16 protein-coding genes are annotated in these 18,371 nt (G+C 72.6%); 6 read left to right on the forward strand and 10 right to left on the reverse strand.

The annotated features are described in order from the left end of the window. Positions 1-127: 127 nt before the first annotated feature. Together ACFC0G_RS27895 and ACFC0G_RS27900 are read right to left on the reverse strand one after the other, a co-directional pair. Positions 128-808 carry an ABC transporter ATP-binding protein gene (locus ACFC0G_RS27895; RefSeq protein ID WP_376407918.1) on the reverse strand — a complete coding sequence of 227 codons (681 nt, stop codon included), beginning with the start codon at positions 806-808 and terminating at the stop codon, positions 128-130. After that, positions 805-1,881, reverse strand: a complete 1,077-nt coding sequence (locus ACFC0G_RS27900; protein ID WP_376407920.1) for an ABC transporter permease — start codon at positions 1,879-1,881, stop codon at positions 805-807. The genes ACFC0G_RS27895 and ACFC0G_RS27900 overlap by 4 nt, the downstream gene beginning before the upstream one ends. A gap of 124 nt (positions 1,882-2,005) precedes the next feature. On the opposite strand from ACFC0G_RS27900, the gene ACFC0G_RS27905 reads away from it, so the two are divergent. Both ACFC0G_RS27905 and ACFC0G_RS27910 read left to right on the forward strand, forming a co-directional pair. Beyond that, on the forward strand, positions 2,006-3,238 hold the full coding sequence (locus ACFC0G_RS27905; RefSeq protein ID WP_376407922.1) for a sensor histidine kinase: 1,233 nt from the start codon (positions 2,006-2,008) through the stop codon (positions 3,236-3,238). Continuing rightward, entirely contained in the window at positions 3,235-3,864 is a 630-nt protein-coding gene (locus ACFC0G_RS27910) for a response regulator (RefSeq protein ID WP_376407924.1), read from the forward strand. The genes ACFC0G_RS27905 and ACFC0G_RS27910 overlap by 4 nt, the downstream gene beginning before the upstream one ends. Here the strand turns inward: ACFC0G_RS27910 and ACFC0G_RS27915 are convergent. Then, positions 3,854-4,186: a DUF5955 family protein gene (locus ACFC0G_RS27915; RefSeq protein WP_376407926.1), complete on the reverse strand. Its 333-nt coding sequence runs from the start codon at positions 4,184-4,186 to the stop codon at positions 3,854-3,856. The two genes, ACFC0G_RS27910 and ACFC0G_RS27915, sit on opposite strands and share 11 nt — an antisense overlap. Positions 4,187-4,406: 220 nt before the next feature. On the opposite strand from ACFC0G_RS27915, the gene ACFC0G_RS27920 reads away from it, so the two are divergent. The 3 genes from ACFC0G_RS27920 to ACFC0G_RS27930 all read left to right on the forward strand — a co-directional run bounded on the left by ACFC0G_RS27920 (position 4,407) and on the right by ACFC0G_RS27930 (position 8,297). After that, complete coding sequence (locus ACFC0G_RS27920) at positions 4,407-5,021, forward strand: NTP transferase domain-containing protein (RefSeq protein WP_024758423.1); 615 nt, start codon at positions 4,407-4,409, stop codon at positions 5,019-5,021. 266 nt (positions 5,022-5,287) lie between these two features. Next, positions 5,288-6,910 (forward strand): malate synthase A, encoded by a 1,623-nt coding sequence (gene aceB, locus ACFC0G_RS27925; protein WP_376407928.1) that lies wholly within the window; start codon positions 5,288-5,290, stop codon positions 6,908-6,910. Positions 6,911-7,151: 241 nt separating this feature from the next. Then, a complete protein-coding gene (locus ACFC0G_RS27930; protein ID WP_376407930.1) occupies positions 7,152-8,297 on the forward strand; it encodes a GDSL-type esterase/lipase family protein in 1,146 nt (381 codons plus the stop codon). Between the two features lie 12 nt (positions 8,298-8,309). Here the strand turns inward: ACFC0G_RS27930 and ACFC0G_RS27935 are convergent, their stop codons facing one another. Next, positions 8,310-10,172 (reverse strand): hypothetical protein, encoded by a 1,863-nt coding sequence (locus ACFC0G_RS27935; RefSeq protein ID WP_376407932.1) that lies wholly within the window; start codon positions 10,170-10,172, stop codon positions 8,310-8,312. Positions 10,173-10,237: 65 nt separating this feature from the next. Then, positions 10,238-11,209 carry a fibronectin type III domain-containing protein gene (locus ACFC0G_RS27940; RefSeq protein WP_376407934.1) on the reverse strand — a complete coding sequence of 324 codons (972 nt, stop codon included), beginning with the start codon at positions 11,207-11,209 and terminating at the stop codon, positions 10,238-10,240. 131 nt (positions 11,210-11,340) lie between these two features. On the opposite strand from ACFC0G_RS27940, the gene ACFC0G_RS27945 reads away from it, so the two are divergent. Next, on the forward strand, positions 11,341-11,928 hold the full coding sequence (locus ACFC0G_RS27945) for a hypothetical protein (protein ID WP_376407936.1): 588 nt from the start codon (positions 11,341-11,343) through the stop codon (positions 11,926-11,928). Between the two features lie 25 nt (positions 11,929-11,953). Here the strand turns inward: ACFC0G_RS27945 and ACFC0G_RS27950 are convergent, their stop codons facing one another. The 5 genes from ACFC0G_RS27950 to pucL all read right to left on the reverse strand — a co-directional run bounded on the left by ACFC0G_RS27950 (position 11,954) and on the right by pucL (position 18,367). Next, positions 11,954-12,721 (reverse strand): aspartate/glutamate racemase family protein, encoded by a 768-nt coding sequence (locus ACFC0G_RS27950; protein ID WP_376407938.1) that lies wholly within the window; start codon positions 12,719-12,721, stop codon positions 11,954-11,956. Between the two features lie 62 nt (positions 12,722-12,783). Further along, entirely contained in the window at positions 12,784-14,133 is a 1,350-nt protein-coding gene (locus ACFC0G_RS27955) for a nucleobase:cation symporter-2 family protein (RefSeq protein WP_376408031.1), read from the reverse strand. A 397-nt stretch (positions 14,134-14,530) separates the two neighbouring features. Further along, positions 14,531-15,919, reverse strand: coding sequence for an 8-oxoguanine deaminase (locus ACFC0G_RS27960; RefSeq protein ID WP_376407940.1), 1,389 nt, complete (start codon positions 15,917-15,919; stop codon positions 14,531-14,533). 48 nt (positions 15,920-15,967) lie between these two features. Then, positions 15,968-17,374, reverse strand: coding sequence for a nucleobase:cation symporter-2 family protein (locus tag ACFC0G_RS27965; protein WP_376407942.1), 1,407 nt, complete (start codon positions 17,372-17,374; stop codon positions 15,968-15,970). Between the two features lie 69 nt (positions 17,375-17,443). Continuing rightward, positions 17,444-18,367 carry a factor-independent urate hydroxylase gene (gene pucL / locus ACFC0G_RS27970; protein ID WP_125742494.1) on the reverse strand — a complete coding sequence of 308 codons (924 nt, stop codon included), beginning with the start codon at positions 18,365-18,367 and terminating at the stop codon, positions 17,444-17,446. Positions 18,368-18,371: the final 4 nt, after the last annotated feature.

The following is an 18,371-nucleotide window of genomic DNA, read 5'->3' on the forward strand; positions in this document are numbered from 1 at the left end:
GGTCTGCTGCTTTTTTTTTTTGTGTTTTTGGGTTTGTTTTTTTTTACAAACACCCCACCCCCCCCCGCGCCGGCCCCCCCCCCCCCCGCGGGCCCCCCCCCCCCTTCCGTGTGTGCTTCCGTACGCGCTACGCCTGCACGGCCTCCGCGAGACGGCCGTCCTGGACCGTCACCGTGCGGTCCGTACGGGCCAGGTGGGTCCGGTCGTGGGTCACGAGCACCGTCGCCGTGCCCCGCTCCGCCGTCAGGCCGGCGAGCAGCTCCATGACCGCCGCGCCCCGCTCGTGGTCCAGGGCGCTCGTCGGCTCGTCGACCAGGAGCACGGACGGCTCGTTCATCAGCGCCCGCGCGATGTTCACCCGCTGGCGCTGACCGCCCGACAGCTGGTGCGGGCGGCGGTGCGCCTGGTCCGCGAGGCCCACCGCGTCGAGCAACTCCATCGCCCGGCCCCGTACCGACGCCGGCGCGCGCCCCGACAGGTGCGCCATCACCTGGAGCTGTTCCGCCGCGCTCAGCGAGGGCAGCAGGTTGGGCTGCTGGAAGACGATCCCGATGTGCTCGCGCCGCAGCTCGGCGCGGGCGGCCGGGGTGAGCGGCCCCGTGTCCGTACCGGCGACGACGACCTGCCCCCGGTCCGGGGTCACCAGGGTCGCGGCCACGGCCAGCAGGCTGGACTTGCCGGAGCCGGACGGGCCGACGACGGCCGTGAGCGTGCCCGCGGGGACGGTCAGGGAGACGGCGTCGAGGGCGGTGAGCCGGCTGTCTCCGTCGGGGTAGGTCAGGGTGACGGCGTCGAGGACGAGGCTCATCGGGCGCTCCCGAGGGCGGTGAGGGGGTCGACGGCGGTGATCCGCCGGATGGACAGGGCGGCGCCGAGCACCCCGAGCACGATGATCACGGCGGCGGGCCCGAGGACGGTGAGCGGCTCCAGGACGAAGGGCACGTTCCCGCCGCTGACCAGGGCGCCGATGCCGACCGCGAGGGCGGTGCCGAGCAGGGTGCCCGCGGTGAGCATGAGGACGGCCTGCCCGAGGGCGTCCTTGAGGAGGTACGGCGTGGAGGCGCCGAGCGCCTTGAGGACGGCGACGTCGCCGCTGCGCTGGATCGTCCAGACGGTGAAGAACGCTCCTATGACGAGCGCGGAGATCGCGAAGAGGAAGCCGCGCATGAGCTGGAGCGAGCCGTTCTCGGCCTGGTAGGACCCTATGGCGGTGAGCGCCCCGTCGACGGTCCGCGCCTCCGTCCCGGCGGCCTTGTCGCCGGCCGCCCAGTCGACGTCGCCGCCGCTGAGCGCGATGACGGTGGCCTGTTCCTGCGGGGTGGTGCCGCTGTGGCCGAGCTTCTGCCAGTCGTCGAGGGAGGTCCACACCACCGGGGTGTGGCTGTACGAGGCGTCGCCGGAGACGGCCGTGACGGTGGCCTCCAGGGGGCCGAGGCGCAGGGCGTCGCCGACGCCCACGCCCAGCTCCTCCGCCGCCGACTCCGACAGGACGGCCTTGCCGGCGCCGACGGTCCCGGGGGCGAGCCCGGACCCCGGCTCCGTACCGAAGGCGGAGACGGCGGCGGTGCGGTCCCCGGCGGCGGCGTTGAGCGTACGGATGCCGAGCGGCTCGGCCGCCGTCACCCCGGGCCGGTCCGCCCACCCGGTCCACTGGTCCTCCGTCACCGTCGAGTTGGTGAAGGAGACCGACTGCCCGGACGGCGGCGCCGCGAAGGCCAGCCGGTCGGCGGACAGGCCGGTGATCGCGGAGATGTTCTCTCGCGCGAGCCCGGCGGTCAGCCCGGACAGCAACCCCACGAGCAGGGTGATCAGCACGATCACGGTGCCCATGAGGGCGAATCGCCCCTTGGCGAATCTCAGGTCTCTCCATGCCACGAACATGCTGACCAGAGTGGTCCGAGGGGGGCCGTCGGGGCATCGCGCCACGGATGGCTCCGCAATCAAACTTTCGATTGAGTCCGGATTGTCCGTTCCCCGTCCGGCCCCTGTCTACGCTGGAGGGGACATGGATCCTCGCTCTCTCACCCCCGCCCTGCGCGTCCTGCGCCTCTGCCTGCATCTGCTGATGGCGGGCCTCCTCGTCCTCGCGGCGGTACGGGCCGACTCGGCCGCCGGGACGGTGATGGCGGTGGTCGTGGGCGCGGTCTACGCGGCCGGTTCGCTGCTGCCGTCCGTGGGCCGCTCGCAGCGGGCCGCCGCCGTCTGGCTCGGCGTCCTGGGCGCGGCCTGGCTGGGCCTGCTCTGGCTGACCCCCGACGCGCTGTGGGTGGCCTTCCCGCTCTACTTCCTCCAGCTGCACCTGCTGCCCACGCGCTGGTCCCTGCCGGCCGTCACCCTGACGGCGGGCGCGGCGATCCTCTCGTACGTCGGACACGGCGCCCCGCTCAACCCTGGGGTCTTCATCGGGCCGCTGCTCGGCGGGGCGGTCGCGGTGGCGACCGTCCTCGGCTACCAGGCCCTCTACCGGGAGAGCGAGCGGCGGCGCCGGCTCATCGAGGAGCTGATCGAGACCCGGGCGGAGCTGGCGGCGGCGGAGCGGCACGCGGGGACGCTCGCCGAGCGCGAGCGGCTCGCGCGGGAGATCCACGACACGCTCGCGCAGGGCCTGTCCTCGATCCAGCTCCTGCTGCGCGCCGCCGAGCGGGCGCTGCCGCCGGGCTCCCCGGCCGCCGGGCACATCGACCGGGCGCGGCAGGCGGCGCAGGACAACCTGGCGGAGGCGCGGCGCTTCGTCCGCGCGCTGTCGCCGCCGGACCTGGAGCACGGCTCGCTCGCGGCGGCCCTGGAGCGCCTGTGCGAGCCAGGGGCCGGTTCCGGACCTGACGGGTCCGACGGACCTAACGTGTCCTACGGGTCCTACGGCGCCTACGGACCGGGGGCCGGGCCGCGGGTCCGGTTCTCGGTGAGCGGGACGCCGACCGAGCTGCCCACCCCGTACGAGGTGGCGCTGCTGCGCATCGCGCAGTCCGCGCTCGCGAACACCGTGCGGCACGCCTCGGCCTCCCGGGCCGAGATCACCCTGTCCTTCATGGACGCCTCCGTGACCCTGGACGTCGTCGACGACGGCAAGGGCTTTGACCCGGGTTCCGTACGCCAGTCCCGGGAAGGCGGCTTCGGGCTGCCGGCGATGCGGTCGCGGGCCGAGTCGCTCGGCGGCACGTTCACCGTCGAGTCCGCCCCCGGCCAGGGCACGGCGGTGGCCGTGTCCCTCCCCCTCCCCGCTGGAGTCTCCGCATGACCACCATCAGGCTTCTCCTCGCCGACGACCACCCGGTGGTACGGGCGGGCCTCCGCGCGGTCCTGGACACCGAGCCGGACTTCACCGTGGTCGGCGAGGCCGCCACGGCCGAGCGGGCCGTGGAGCTGGCCGCCGCCGGGGGCGTGGACGTCGTCCTGATGGACCTGCAGTTCGGCGCCGGGATGCACGGTTCGGAGGCGACGGCGGCGATCACCGCGGTGCCCGGCGGGCCGAAGGTGCTGGTCCTGACGACGTACGACACGGACGCGGACATCCTCGCGGCGGTGGAGGCGGGCGCCTCCGGCTACCTCCTGAAGGACGCGCCGCCGGAGGAGCTGGCGGCGGCGGTACGGACGGCGGCGGCCGGGCAGTCGGCGCTCGCCCCGGCGGTGGCCCACCGGCTGATGGACCGGATGCGGACCCCGGCGGAGGCGCTGACGAAGCGGGAGCTCGAGGTGCTCCAGCTGGTGGGCGAGGGCCTGTCGAACCAGCAGATCAGCAAGGCGCTGTTCCTCAGCCAGGCGACGGTGAAGTCGCACCTCGTGCACATCTTCGCGAAGCTGGGCGTGGACTCGCGCACGGCGGCGGTGGCGGCGGCGACGGCCAGGCGGCTGATCAGGCGGTAGGGCCGGATCCCGGATCGGGCGGCGTCCCGAAGAGCTCGACGGCGCGGCGGACCCCGGCGAGGCCCTCGGCGAGCGCGCTCACGGAGCCGAGCGAGCCCGCGACGATCAGCAGGGAGCGGCGCAGCCGCCGTACCTCGGGGACGCCGCTGAGCGCCATGGCGTCGAGGGCGGCGAGCTCGCCCTCGGCGATGCCGCGATCGGCGAACTCCACTCGGTGACCGGCCAGTTCGCGCCGGAGCCGGGACACCGCGGACCGCAGTTCGGCCACCCTGGGATCCACGCCCTCGCCGGTCACTCGCCTCTGCCCCACGCTTCGCAACATGGTTCTCCCCCTCGCACGACACTGTGCGCAGAACACTCCGACCCCACCGAACACACCCCGCCGAAAGCGCCTCGCCGAGCACGCCTCGCCGGCCCCCGGACGGCGGTCGGGCGCCGGGAGACGCGGGCCAGTTAACTCCTTCGCCACCCCGGCGCGCCACCCCGCACGGCCGGAATTCAGGCGAGCGTGTGATTCCGCGTCATGAGGTATGCAGTCCCCTATGACTGCCACAGAAGATCGAACCCCGCTCGTCGCCGGACTGCTGCTCGCCGCGGGAGGCGGGCGGCGCCTCGGGGGGCGCCCCAAGGCCCTCCTTCCCCACCGGGGGCGGCCCCTCGTCGAGAACGCGGTGCGCGTGCTGCGCGAGGGCGGCTGCGAGGTGGTGCACGTCGTGCTCGGGGCGGCGGCCGGGACCGTACGGGAGCGGGCCGAGCTGCCCGGGTGCGTGCTCGTCGAGAACCCGGAGTGGGCCGAGGGGATGGGGTCCTCCCTGCGCGCCGGGCTCGCCTCGCTCGCCGCGGATCCGCGCGGGGTGGACGCGGCGCTGGTGTTCCTGGTGGACCAGCCGGGGATCGGGGCCGCGGCGGTGGCCCGGGTCCGTGCGGCGTACCGCTCGCGGGATTCGCTGGCGGCGGCCTCGTACGACGGGGAGCGGGGCCATCCGGTGCTGTTCGGCGCCGGGCACTGGGCCGGGATCGCCGAGGGCGCGGTCGGCGACCGGGGGGCCCGCGACTATCTGGCGGCACACCGGGATGCGATCACGCCGGTGGACTGTTCGGATGTGGCCGAGCCCTACGACATCGACACGGAGGCGGATCTGGCCCACCTGGAGTGAGCGACCGAAAGTGAGCGACCGGGAGTGAGCGGCACGGCACGGGGCGTGGCACGCAGCGCCATGTTGTGTCGATCCAGAGAATCTCGACATCAACAAACCATTGAACTTCCACCATGAGGAAACTAGTATCCACTGTTCAGAAGCGCCTGCCAGTTCCGAAGGCGCTTGCGGCCGTATCTCGGCGCCTGCGGCACTCCGTGCCGTCCCGCGACGCCCGGCGGCCGTCTGGCACCGCCCGTGAAGTTCGCTGAAGGAAGTGACAGTTCATGTCCGCACCAGCGCCGTCCCCCCTGGCCGTCGTCGATGCCGAGCCCCTGCCGCGTCAGGAGGAGGTGCTCACCGAGGCCGCCCTGGCCTTCGTCGCCGAACTGCACCGGCGGTTCACTCCGCGCCGGGACGAACTCCTCGCCCGCCGGGCGGAGCGTCGCGCCGAGATCGCCCGCACGTCCACCCTGGACTTCCTCCCGGAGACCGCCGCGATCCGCGCCGACGACTCCTGGAAGGTCGCACCGGCCCCGGCGGCCCTGAACGACCGCCGCGTCGAGATCACCGGTCCGACCGACCGCAAGATGACGATCAACGCGCTCAACTCCGGCGCCCGCGTGTGGCTCGCCGACTTCGAGGACGCCTCGGCGCCGACCTGGGAGAACGTGATCCTGGGTCAGGTCAACCTGATCGACGCGTACCAGCGGAACATCGACTTCACGGACCCGCGTTCCGGCAAGTCGTACGCCCTCAAGCCCGCCGGCGAGCTGGCCACGGTCGTCATGCGGCCGCGCGGCTGGCACCTGGAGGAGCGTCACCTGACCTTCGACGGACGCCCGGTGCCCGGCGCGCTCGTCGACTTCGGTCTGTACTTCTTCCACAACGCCCAGCGCCTCATCGACCTCGGCAAGGGCCCGTACTTCTACCTCCCGAAGACGGAGTCGTACCTGGAGGCCCGCCTCTGGAACGACATCTTCGTCTTCGCCCAGGACTACGTCGGGATCCCGCAGGGCACCGTCCGCGCCACGGTCCTCATCGAGACCATCACGGCCGCGTACGAGATGGAGGAGATCCTCTACGAGCTCCGCGACCACGCCGCCGGCCTGAACGCGGGCCGCTGGGACTACCTCTTCTCCATCGTCAAGAACTTCCGTGACGGCGGCGCCAAGTTCGTCCTCCCGGACCGCAACGCGGTCACGATGACGGCCCCGTTCATGCGCGCGTACACCGAACTCCTCGTCCGCACCTGCCACAAGCGCGGCGCGCACGCGATCGGCGGCATGGCGGCCTTCATCCCCTCCCGCAAGGACGCCGAGGTCAACAAGGTCGCCTTCGAGAAGGTCAAGGCCGACAAGGACCGCGAGGCCGGCGACGGCTTCGACGGCTCGTGGGTCGCGCACCCGGACCTGGTCCCGATCGCGATGGCCTCCTTCGACGCCGTCCTCGGCGAGAAGCCGAACCAGAAGGACCGGCTCCGCGAGGACGTCTCCGTGGCTCCCGGCGACCTGATCGCGATCGACTCGCTCGACGCGAAGCCCACCTACGACGGCCTGGTCAGCGCCGTGCAGGTCGGCGTCCGCTACATCGAGGCGTGGCTGCGCGGCCTCGGCGCCGTCGCCATCTTCAACCTGATGGAGGACGCGGCCACCGCCGAGATCTCGCGCTCGCAGATCTGGCAGTGGATCAACGCGGGTGTCGTCTTCGAGAACGGGAAGACGGCGACCCCGGAGCTGGCCCGCGAGGTCGCCGCCGAGGAACTCGCCGCGATCCGCGCGGAGATCGGCGAGGAGGCCTTCGCGGCCGGCAAGTGGCAGCAGGCGCACGACCTGCTCCTGCACGTCTCCCTCGACGCGGACTACGCGGACTTCCTCACGCTCCCCGCCTACGAACAGCTGGTCGGCTGACCGCACAGCGGCCGAACAGCGCTCGGAAGAACCCACAGATCAGGGCTCTGCCCCCGGTGTCCGCACAGACACCGGGGGCAGAGCCCTGTTTCCGTTCCCTGGCTCCTCACAGGTGACGTGACGGAACCGAGATATGCAGCTACCTAGCGGTAACAAGTCACGGCGTGCGAGATTCCGCCATGCCACCGGCCGGAGGCTGTCCCCCACGTCACTGCGCACCGCATACCGCAGGAGCACAGCCATGCCTTCGACCCCCCACCGTGCCTTGCGCGGACTCCTGGCCCTGTGTACCGCCGCCGGGCTCGCCTCCGTCGCCGCTCCACCCGCCCACGCCGCCCCCGGCACCGGCCCCACCGCCGTCGTCACCATGGGCGACAGCTACATCTCCGGCGAGGCCGGACGCTGGCTGGGCAACAGCCTGACCAACTCCGGCAGCCGCACCGGCACCGACCGGGCCTGGACGGGCAGCGCCTACGACCCGTCCCGGGTGTACGGAGCCACCGCGGGCGGCTGCCACCGCTCGGACACCGCCGAGGTGAAGAGCGCCGGACCGCTCGCCTCGTCCCTGATCAACCTCGCCTGCTCCGGGGCGACCACGAAGAACGTCGTCCGGGCCTCCCAGGGCGGCCAGGCCTACAAGGGCGAGGCCCCCCAGGCCGACCAGCTGGCGGCCGTGGCGGCCTCGCACGACGTGGAGCTCATCGCGCTCTCCATCGGCGGCAACGACCTGGGCTTCGCCGACATCATCGAAACCTGCGCGAAGGACTACATCGTCTGGTACTCGTACTGCCACGACGACCAGCAGGCCGAGGTCGACGCGCGGATCGACGGCGTGATGGCGGACGTCGGCCGGTCGGTCGACGAGATCCGGGCCGTGATGACGGGCGCGGGCTACTCCTCGTCGGACTACCGGATCGTGCTCCAGTCGTACCCCTCCCCCATCCCGCGCGCCGCCGAGAACCGGTACGGCGAGAGCGGCTGGGCCCGCACCAACACCGGTGGCTGCCCCTTCTGGAACGCAGACTCCGACTGGGCGCGGGACTCCCTGGTCCCGCAGCTCGCGAACCGGCTGAAGGGGGTCGCGGCGGCCAAGGGCGTGCAGTTCATGGACCTGCGGGACGCGCTCCAGGGCCGCGAGGTCTGCGCGAAGGCGAGCAAGCAGGTCACGTCGACCGTGCCGGCGTCGGCGACGACGAGCGAGTGGGCGCGCTGGATCGACAGCCAGAGCACGCAGGGCCTCGTCCAGGAGTCGATGCACCCGAACGCGTACGGCCAGCAGGCCCTGGGCCGGTGCCTGGCCCTCGTCCACGCCCGGCCCACCGGGAACCACAGCTGCAAGAACACGGCGGGTTCCGGGGCCTCGGGGATGTACCTGACGGCGGGGTGACCCCGCCGGGGCTCAGGGCATCGTGATGCCCAAGGGGCCGAGGACCCGGGCGGTCTCGTGCCGGTCCGCCTCGGCCATCGCCCGGACCAGGGCGGCGGAACCGCCGGGCCAGGCGGCCGCCGCCGCGTCGAAGGCGGCGCGGCGGGACTCCAGGGGCCCCGTCTTGCCGGGCAGCGCGTCGAGGACGTACAGCGCCCGCGCCGAGGTGGGGACCTGGAGGTGGTCCGCCCGCTCGCCCCTCGCGCTCAGGACCTCGTGGGCGTACGCGCCGATCACGGGGTCGCGCAGGGCGCCGCGGAGGGCATCGGCCGGGGCGGCGCCCGTGTCGAGGACGGCGAGGAGGCCCCGGGAGTCGGCCGCTTCGGCGGTGCCCGCGTGGGCGGTGCCGAGGGCGGCGAGCAGCTGGGACCAGGCCTCGGCGGTGTCCACGCGCGCGTGCAGCCAGTCGCCGAGGACCCGCGCGGCGGACGACGCGGGCCAGCCGGTGGCGGCGCCGACCAGGTCCTGCGCGGACCAGCCGGCCGTCTCGACCGCGTCGGGCGCGGCGATCCCGCGCACCCGGAGCAGATAGCGCACGACGCCGGCGCCGCGCGGGGTCAGCCCGAAGGCGTCGCCGGTGCGGAAGAGGAGGCCGGTGGCGGCGAGCCGGTCGACGACCGCGGCGAGGTCACGGGCGGGTCCGGTGAGCCGTTCCCGGTCCGCCTCGGTCAGCTCCGGCGCCCCGAGGAGCCGTACGAGCTCCGCCAGGGGCGGGGTCGTGTACGCCTCCGGCGCTTCGGCCGGGACGGGTACGGGCAGGTCCTCCAGAGCCGGGTCGACGGACCAGTCCTCGTACTCGGCGGCCTTGCGGGCGACGGACTCGGCGGAGCAGCCGCGCTGGTACACCACGTACAGCAGGTGCGCCGCCTCGCCGGCGTACGGGCCGAACTCCCGTTCCTCCCCTTGCGCCCCTTCGTCGCCTTCCTCGTCTGCCTCGCCTTCCGCGCCTTCCTCGCCTTCCGCGAGGCTCTCCACGGCGGCGGCGAGCGCGTCGGCGGCCGACTCCACGGCCCCGGGCCCGGCCGGCGTCTCGACGGCGGGCGGCGGGGGCACGGGGGCGGCGGAGTCGCCGTAGTAGTCGAGGTGTTCGTCGAGGAGGGCGTCGGCGAGGACGAGGTGGGGGAAGTCGTCGGGGCCGGGGGCGAATCGGGCGTACGGCCCGGCAAGCTGTTCGGCGAGCCCGGCGGCGGTCCACCGGTCCAGGAGCGCGGCGGCCACCTGCCCGATGCCGGTGGCGACGGTGTGGTCGGTGAGCAGCGGTCCGGCGGCCGGGGCGGACTCGGCGTCCCGTACGTACGCCCGGGTGAGGGCCTCGGCGAGCAGGACGTCGGCGAGGGCGGTGCGGCCCATGAGGTCGGCTCGGCGCACCCCGTCGGGGAGCGGTGCGCCGTCGAGGGCGGCGAGCCGTCGGCGTACGTCCTCGGGGTCGGCGAGATCGGTGCCGCAGGCCCGCAGGAGGGAGGCGTACCAGCGGTGCCAGGTGAGGTTGCCGGGGTCGTTCATGGCGCGCTCGAAGTCGGGCGCGGCCTCCGCGACCACGGCGACGACCTGCTCGCCGCGCCCTCCGTCGAAGCGCGCGGCGAGTGCCCCGAGCACGGCCGGATAGGCGGCGAGCTCCCCTGGCGCCGCGTACACGAACGTGGGGAGGTCCTCCACGAGAAGGTGCCGCACGAGCCCGGGCGTGGGTTCGGGCACCCCGGTCCCCCGGTCCGCCCCTCGCAGGGCGAGCAGTCCCAGGACGGCTTCGGCGGCACGCGTGAAGGCGGGGTCGCGGCGCTCGGGCGTTCCGTCGAGGAAGCTGTCGAGCCCGGTGTTGGTGAGAACGGTCTCGGCCACGCTTCCCAGGGTAATTCCGGGGAGGAGATTCCGGGCATGCAAGACATTCCGTCAGCGCGTTCGGCTCAGCGGACCACCACCACGCGGGGCGCCGAGAAGTCGCCCCAGGTGCCGTCGGGAAGTTGGGCGCGGAGGGTGACGGTGTAGCGGGTGCCCGGGGGGTCCTGGACCGGGAAGGTGTAGGTGGCGCGGGCCGGGGGTGGCGTGGTGCCCCAGACGATGGTGGTCGCGAAGCGGCCGTCGAGGTGGAGTTCGTGGTGGGTGACGGGGGCTCCGGTGTCCGGCGGGGTCCAGGTGAGGGTGATCTCGCCCTTGGCAGCCGTGGCGGTGAGGTGCTCGGGCGCGGTGTTCGGGGGTGCGCCGGGGGCGGAGGCGGTGGTGAGTTCGACGCGGGGGCCGTCCGGGGAGGAGTTCTCGGCGGCGTCGCGGGCGCGGACCGTGAAGGCGTAGGCGGTGCCGGGGCGCAGGCCGGTGACGCGGGCGGTGGTGGCGGTGCCGGGGGCGGTGTGGACGCGGGTGTCGGCCTGGTAGACGTCGTACGCGGTGACGCGGGTGTCGTCGCGGGACGGGGTCCAGGTGAGGACGGCGGCGCGGCTGCCGTCGGCGGTGGCACGCAGTGCACGCGGGGCGGTGGGGGGCGTGCGGTCCTCGGCGTTCGCGGGGAGGGTGGTCGCGGCGACGGTGACGCTCGGGGGCGAGGCGTTGCCGGCGGCGTCGCGGGCGCGGACGGTGAAGGCGTGCCGGCTGGCGGGCGCGAGTCCGACGACGTCGGTCATCAGGGTGGTGGCGGGGAGCTCCTTGACCTCGCGGCCCTCGCGGTAGACGACGTAGCCGGTGACGGCCCGGTCGTCGGTGGCCGCGCTCCACATGACGTGGACGGTGGTCGCGCTGCCGGCGGTGGCGGTGACTCCGGTGGGGGCCGTCGGGGCGGCCGTGTCCTTCGGTGGGGGTTCCGCGGCGCCCGAGCAGGCGGAGAGGGCGAGCAGGAGGAGCGCTGCGGCTGCGGTCAACAGGCGTGCGGGGAGCGGGCGTTGCACGGGAAGCCCTCCGTCCGTCGAAAAGGTCCAGACCTATATCGCACAGTCGGGCCGACCCCGGCAAGAGGGCGTTGTCAGTGGGGTGCGCTTCACTGGAATCGTCACGCTCCGTAGTCGATCGAGGGGGAATCATGACGGACCGTACGACCTATGTGACGCTCACCGGTGTGCGCCGCCGCGGCTGGACCGATGCGATGGTCCGGGACCTGCTCGGCTCGCCCGACGTGCAGGGCCGCGACCCGCGCCGCTGGTCCCTCACGCCCGTGCGGCTCTACCTCCTGGTCCGGGTGGAGACGGTGGAGCGGACGGCCGAGTTCGCCGCGGCCTCCCTCGTCTCGGAGGCCCGGTCCGCGGCCGCCGGGGTGTACGCGGAGCGGCGCCGGGCCGCCGTGCTGAGCGCGATCCGCGCCGAGCCGATCGAGGTGCCGCTGCTCCCCGGGCCCGAGCTGGAGCGGCGGGCGGTCCGCCATCGGCACCTGCTGGGCGCGCGGGGCCCCGGAGGGGCCGGGGACGCCCCTCCGGAGGGACTCGTGCGGTGGCAGGTGAGCTACCTGCGGCACGCCCTCGCGCGGTACGAGTCGCTGCTCGACGGGCTGTACGGGGAGACCGGCCGCGGGGACGCCGAGCGGCTGCTGAGGCGGCGGCTGTACGAGGCGATCGCCGGGGCCTACCCGGCGCTGGCCCGGGAGTGCCGGCGGCGGATCGCGGTGGAGCGGTGAGGAGGAGCGGACGGGTGAGGGGGTCTCAGCCGCTCAGCAGGCGGGAGAGCGCGCGGCAGGCCGCCGGGATCGGGGCGACGACCTCGACCGCGCACCGGGCGCGCAGCTCCTCGGCGGCCTCGCCGAGCGGTCCGCCGCCGATGACGACGGCCCGTGCCCCGTCCCGTTCGGCGCAGGCCCGGACCGCCCGCTCCAGCCGGTCGAGGAGCAGTGCGGGGTCGGCGGAGAGGCGTTCGGGGGTGCCGGCCGTGAGCCGGACGCCCGTGTACAGGTCGGCGAGGCCGAGGTCCGCGACCCGCTCGGCGATGGCGTCGGCGAGCAGCGGCGTGGTGGTCGCGATGCCGAACGGCCTGCCGTCGGCGGCGGCTTCCAGGAGGGCCGCCTCGCCGAGGCCCGCCACGGGCAGGGCGGTCGCGGCGCGCAGCGCCGCAAGGCCGGGGTCGCCGAAGGCGCCGACGAGGAGCGCCGCGCAGTCGCCCTCGGCGGCGGCGCGGAGCCCGGCGGCGAGCACCTCGGGGGCGGCGGCGCGCAGGGCGGCGGGGTCGGTGAGCATGCCGGGGCCCCGGGGCACGGTCACTCCGCGGACGGTCGCCCCATGGGCGATCACCCCGTGGACTGTCGCCCCGTGGACTGTCGCCCTGTGTGCGGTCGCACTGTGGGCGGTCGCACTGTGGGCGGTCACCCCGTGGGCGGTCGCGGCACCGGCCGTGGCGCCCAGCTCCCGCAGGGTCCGGCGGGCGATGGCGGTCATCATCGCGGTCGTCGCCGTGGAGGTGTTGGGGTTGATCAGCACGACGGCCCCGGGCCCCGCGGCGTGCGCGGGGACCGGGGCGATCGGTGGGATGAGGAGCGGGCTCAGTGGACGTGCGCCGCCTTCGCCGTGGCGCTGCCGGAGATGTCCTCGCCCGGTTCCATGGGCGCGGTCACCTCGTCGTCGTCCTGGCCGCGGCCCAGGTGGTTGAAGACGATGTTGAGCAGGACGGCCGCGACACAGCCGGTGGAGATTCCGGAGTCCAGGATGATCTTCGCGGTCTCCGGGAAGGCGTGGTAGAACTCCGGCGCCGTGATCGGAATGATGCCGACGGCCAGCGAGACGGCCACGATCAGGACGTTGTTGTCCTTCTCCAGACCGGCCTTGACCAGCGTCTGGATGCCGCTGGCGGCGACCGAGCCGAAGAGGACGACACCCGCGCCGCCGAGGACCGGCCGGGGCACGACCGAGATCAGCGAGGCGGCGATCGGGGAGAGACCCATCAGGACCAGGAAGCCACCGCCGCAGGCGACGACGAAGCGGCTCCGGATCCTGGTCATGGCGACCAGCCCGATGTTCTGGGCGAAGGCGCTGCACATGAAGCCGTTGAAGAGCGGGCTGAGGGCGGAGCCGAGGGTGTCGGCCCGCAGACCGGCCGCGATGGTCTTCTCGTCGGCAGGCCGTTCCACGATCTCGCCGAGCGCCAGCATGTCGGCGGTCGACTCGGTCATGGAGACCAGCATGACGACACACATGGAGATGATCGCGGCGAGGGCGAACTGCGGGGCTCCGAAGTGGAACGGCGTCGGGAAGCCGACGATGTCCGCCTCGGTCACCGGGGAGAAGTCGGTGACCCCGAACGGTATGGCGATGAGCGTGCCGATGACGAGGCCGACCAGGACGGCGACCTGCTTGAGGAAGCCGCGGGTGAAGCGGCGCAGCAGCAGGACCACGACCAGCGTGATGCCGGCGAGCGTCAGATAGGTCGTCGAACCGTAGTCCTCTGCCCTGGGATTGGGCCCTTGGGCCCAGCCGAAGGCGACCGGCAGGAGGGAGACACCTATGAGGGTGATCACGGTGCCGGTGACGACCGGCGGGAAGAACCGGACGAGCCGGGAGAAGAAGGGGGCGGCGAGGAAGCCGAGCACTCCGGCGACGATGATCGCGCCGAAGATGATGGGCAGTGCGTCGGTCTTGTCGTCGGTGGTGTCGACGATCGCGAGCATCGGGGCGACACCGGCGAAGGTGACGCCGTTGACGAACGGCAGCTTGGCGCCGATCTTCCAGACACCGAGGGTCTGGAGGAAGGTCGCGAGACCGGCGGTGAAGAGGCTCGCGCCGGTCAGGAAGGTGAGTTCGGTGCCGGAGAGGCCGACGGCCGCTCCGACGATCAGGGGCGGCGCGACGACGCCCGCGTACATGGCGGCCACGTGCTGGAGGCCGCTCGTGAGCATCTTCAGTGGGGGCAGCGTCTCGTCGACCGGATGCTTCTCGTGGTCTTCGGGGGCGGAGCCTGCGTCTTGTGCATTGCGAACCTGGGGCTTGGCGGCCACGGCGGTTCCTCCGGTCGGTTACGCGTCGGCGGGGACGCGGGGTTCAGGGAGGTGGTGCGATGCGGTGCGAAGTACAGGAGGTGCGGCTCGTCGTGCGGTGGGGCGGTGCGCTGGGGAGGAGGCGCGGCGGGGGGTGCCGACGGAGGTGAAGGCAGGCGTGAAGGCAGGCTTCACCGTCCCGGGAGGTGCCGTACGTCTTCTGCGTACGGCACCTCCCGGTCGGGCTGCCGCGGACCCCGCTCGGGTCCGCGGCGACCGACCGAGGGCCGTCCCCCTCGGTCGGACTCCATGGGGAGGGTCAGCTCTGGGCCGTGATACGGGCCAGGCGCTGCGCCTCCGCACGCGCGTCGCGCGCGATCTGCTCCTCGTCGGCGAACAGCAGTCGGTTGTTCTCGACGATCTGCTTGCCGTTGACGAAGGAGGCGGTGACCGGGGCCGCGGCGCCGAAGACGACGGCGGTGACCGGGTCGGCGATCGACGAGTGGCCGAGGCCGTCGATCTTCCAGAGGACGAAGTCGGCGAGCTTGCCGGCTTCGAGGGAGCCGATGTTGTCGGCGCGGCCGAGGACCTGCGCGCCGCCGTAGGTGCCGAGGCGCAGGGCCTGGCGGGCGTTGAGCGCGGCCTCGCGGTGGGCGCCGAGGCGGTTGATGAGGAGCGCGTTGCGCAGCTCGGTGTGGAGCTCGCCGGACTCGTTGGACGCGGTGCCGTCGACGCCGAGGCCGACCGGGACGCCCGCCTTCAGCATGTCCGGTACGCGGGCGATGCCCGCGGCGAGGCGCGCGTTGGAGGACGGGCAGTGCGCCACACCGGTGCCGGTGCGGGCGAAGGCGGCGATGTCGGAGTCGTTCATGTGGACGCAGTGCGCCATCCACACGTCCTGGCCGAGGAAGCCGGTGGACTCGAAGTAGTCCGTCGGGCCCATGCCGAAGAGCTCGTGGCAGAACTTCTCCTCCTCCACGGTCTCCGAGCCGTGGGTGTGCATGCGCACCCCGAGCCGGCGGGCCAGCTCGGCACCCTGCTTGAGCAGCTGGGTGGAGATGGAGAAGGGGGAACAGGGGGCGACGGCGACCTGGGTCATCGCGTCGAAGGAGGCGTCGTGGAACTTGTTGACGGTCTCCTCGGTCGCGGCGAGCGCGCCCTCGGTGGTCTCGACGGCGAAGTCCGGCGGCAGGAAGCCGTCCTTCTCGCTCATGTCCATCGAGCCGCGGGCGAGGGTGAAGCGGACGCCCATGTCGGAGGCGGCACCGATGATGGCGCCGGACAGGTCGCCCGAGTTCTTCGGGTAGACGTAGTGGTGGTCCATGGCGGTGGTGACACCGCCGCGGGCCATCATCGCCAGGGAGCCCTGGGCAGCGACGCGGACCATCGACTCGTCGATGCGCGACCAGGTCGGGTAGAGCGCGACCAGCCAGTTGAAGAGGTTGTGGTCGGTGGCCAGACCTCGGGTGATCCACTGGTAGAAGTGGTGGTGGGTGTTGACCAGACCGGGCGTCACCAGATGACCGGTGGCGTCGATCCGGCGGACCACGTTCTCCAGGCCCTCGGGCGCCTTGCCGGCACCGATGGACTCGATCTTGTTGTCGGCGACGACGAGGTAGCCGGAGGCGTACTCGGTGTCGTTCGCGTCGACGGTCGCGATCGCCGCGTTCTCGATGACGATGCGCTGGGCTGCCGAAGGTGCTGCCATGGCGGTGCTTCCTTCATTCCTCGGGGGTGGTGTGGGCACGGCAGGACCCTAGGAGGATTTGAGTGCCGGAGCCGCGTGACGGCTCCGGGTGCCGAGATGGTGAAAGAACAGGTTGAGCAGGACCGCGACGAGCGCGCCCGCGCTGATGCCGGAGCCGAGCACGGTCTGCGCCCAGGCCGGGAAGTCGGCGTAGAAGGTGGGAGCGGCGAGCGGGATGATGCCCGCTCCGAGCGCGACGGCCACCAGGATGATGTTGGAGCTGTCGTCGAGTCCGGCTTCCGACAGGGTGCGGATGCCGCTGACCGCGATCGAGCCGAAGAGGACGATGCCGGCGCCGCCGAGGACGGGCATGGGGACCATCGAGACGACCGCGCCGAGGACCGGGAAGGCGCCGAGGACCAGGAGGGCGCCGCCGGCGACGGCGACGACGTACCGGGAGCGGACCCGGGTCAGCGAGACGACGCCGACGTTCTGGGCGAAGGCCGAGGTCGGGAAGCCACCGAAGACGGGGCCGAGCAGGGTCGCGATGCCGTCGGTCCGCAGACCCCGGGTGATCGTCTTCCCGTCGCTGGGCCGCTCGCAGATCTCGCCGAGGGCGAGCATGCCGGCGCTGGACTCGGTCATGAGCACCAGCATCACGATGCACAGGGAGAGGATCGCGGCGGGCTGGAACTCGGGGGCGCCGAAGGCGAAGGGGGCGGGCAGGGCCGCGACCGGTGCCTCGCGGAGGGCGGTGAAGTCCGCCATCCCGAAGGGGATCGCGGCGAGGGTGCCGATGAGGAGGCCGAGCAGCAGGGCGATCTGCTTGACGAAGCCCTTGCCGAAGCGCTGGAACAGCAGGACGACGACGAGGGTGAAACCGGCCAGCGCCAGGTACTTCATGGCGCCGAAGTCGGCGGCGTTCTTGTCGCCGCCCTGGGCCCACGCGACGGGCACGGGCATCAGGGTGACCCCGATGAGGGTGATGACGACGCCGGTGACGAGCGGCGGGAAGAAGCGCAGGAGCTTCCCGAAGAAGGGGCCGACGGCGAGACAGAACACTCCGGCGACCATCACCGCGCCGTAGATGGAGGGGAGTTGGTGCCCGGGGGCGCTGGTCTCGGCGATGGCGAGCATCGGGGCGATGCCTGCCGAGGAGGCGGCGTTGACGAACGGGAGCCGGTTGCCGGCGAAGGTCCGGACACCGAGGGTCTGCAGGATCGTGGCACAGCCGGCGATGAGCAGGCCGGCGGCGATGAGCCGGGTCATCCCCGCCGCGTCCAGGCCGACGGCCTGGCCGATGATGAGCGGAGGGGTGACGACGCCGGCGTACATGGCGGCGATGTGCTGGAGTGCCGCGGGCACGAGCCGCGAGGCGGGAAGCTTTTCGTCCACCGGGTGGACCTGGTGTGCGGTCTCCGGTGGGGTGGAACACGGGCCTTCGGCGGATGCCGGCCCCATTGCAGGCTGTGCCATGGGAGTTCCTCCGGGCTGGTGCGGGCCCCGCCCGACTGCGGGCGGGCGGGGCCGTCACTCAGATGGCGCTTAGAGGTTGGTCATGTCGACCGGGATCTGCGCCGTCGCCCCGTCACGGAGGACGGTGGCCTCGATGAGGCCGTACATGCGGTCGGCGGCGTAGTAGACCTCGTTGTCGTTCTTCAGACCGAAGGGCTCGAGGTCGACCAGGAAGTGGTGCTTGTTCGGGAGCGAGAAGCGGACTTCGTCGATCTCCGAGCGGTGGTTGATGATGCGCGTGGCCATCTGGTACAGCGTCTGCTGGAGGGAGTACGAGTACGTCTCCGAGAAGGCCTCGAGCATGTGCTTGCGGGTCTGCTCGTAGGACCGCTCCCAGTTGGGCATGCGCTGGTCGTCGTCGGTCCAGTTGAACCGCCAGCGGGCGGAGACCTGCGTCGCCAGGATGCGGTCGTACGCCTCCTGGAGCGTCGTGTACTTGTCCTTGATGTAGCCCCAGAACTCCGAGTTGGTGGAGTTCATGACGACGAGGTCCTTGAGGCCGGAGATGACCTCCCACTTCTCGCCGTCGTAGGTCACCTGGGTGACGCGGGTCTCCTGGCCCTTACGGGCGAAGGAGTGGTTGACCTCTTCGGCGCCGATGAACTTGGAGTTGGCGTCGGAGGAGGCGATGCGCTCCCAGGAGTACTCCTCGATCCGGATGCGCGCCTGCTTGATCGGCTCCTGGCTCGTCACGAAGTGGCGGGCGAGGTGGATGCCGAACTGCTCGGCGGACTCGATGCCGTACTCCTTGGCGAACGCGAAGACGGTGTTCTTCGTCGTGTCGGTGGGGAGGCAGTGGGCGTTGGAGCCGGTGAGGTGGACGTCGTCGAGGTCGCCGGAGAGGGCGACGGAGACGTTCAGGTCCTTGATGTGGTGGGTGTCGCCGTCCCGCGTGATCTTGACGACGCGGTTCTCTGCTTTGCCGTACTGGTTCTGGCCGAGAATCGTGGGCATGTCT

The sequence above is a fragment of the Streptomyces sp. NPDC056169 genome (genome assembly GCF_042268445.1).
GTDB lineage: Bacteria > Actinomycetota > Actinomycetes > Streptomycetales > Streptomycetaceae > Streptomyces.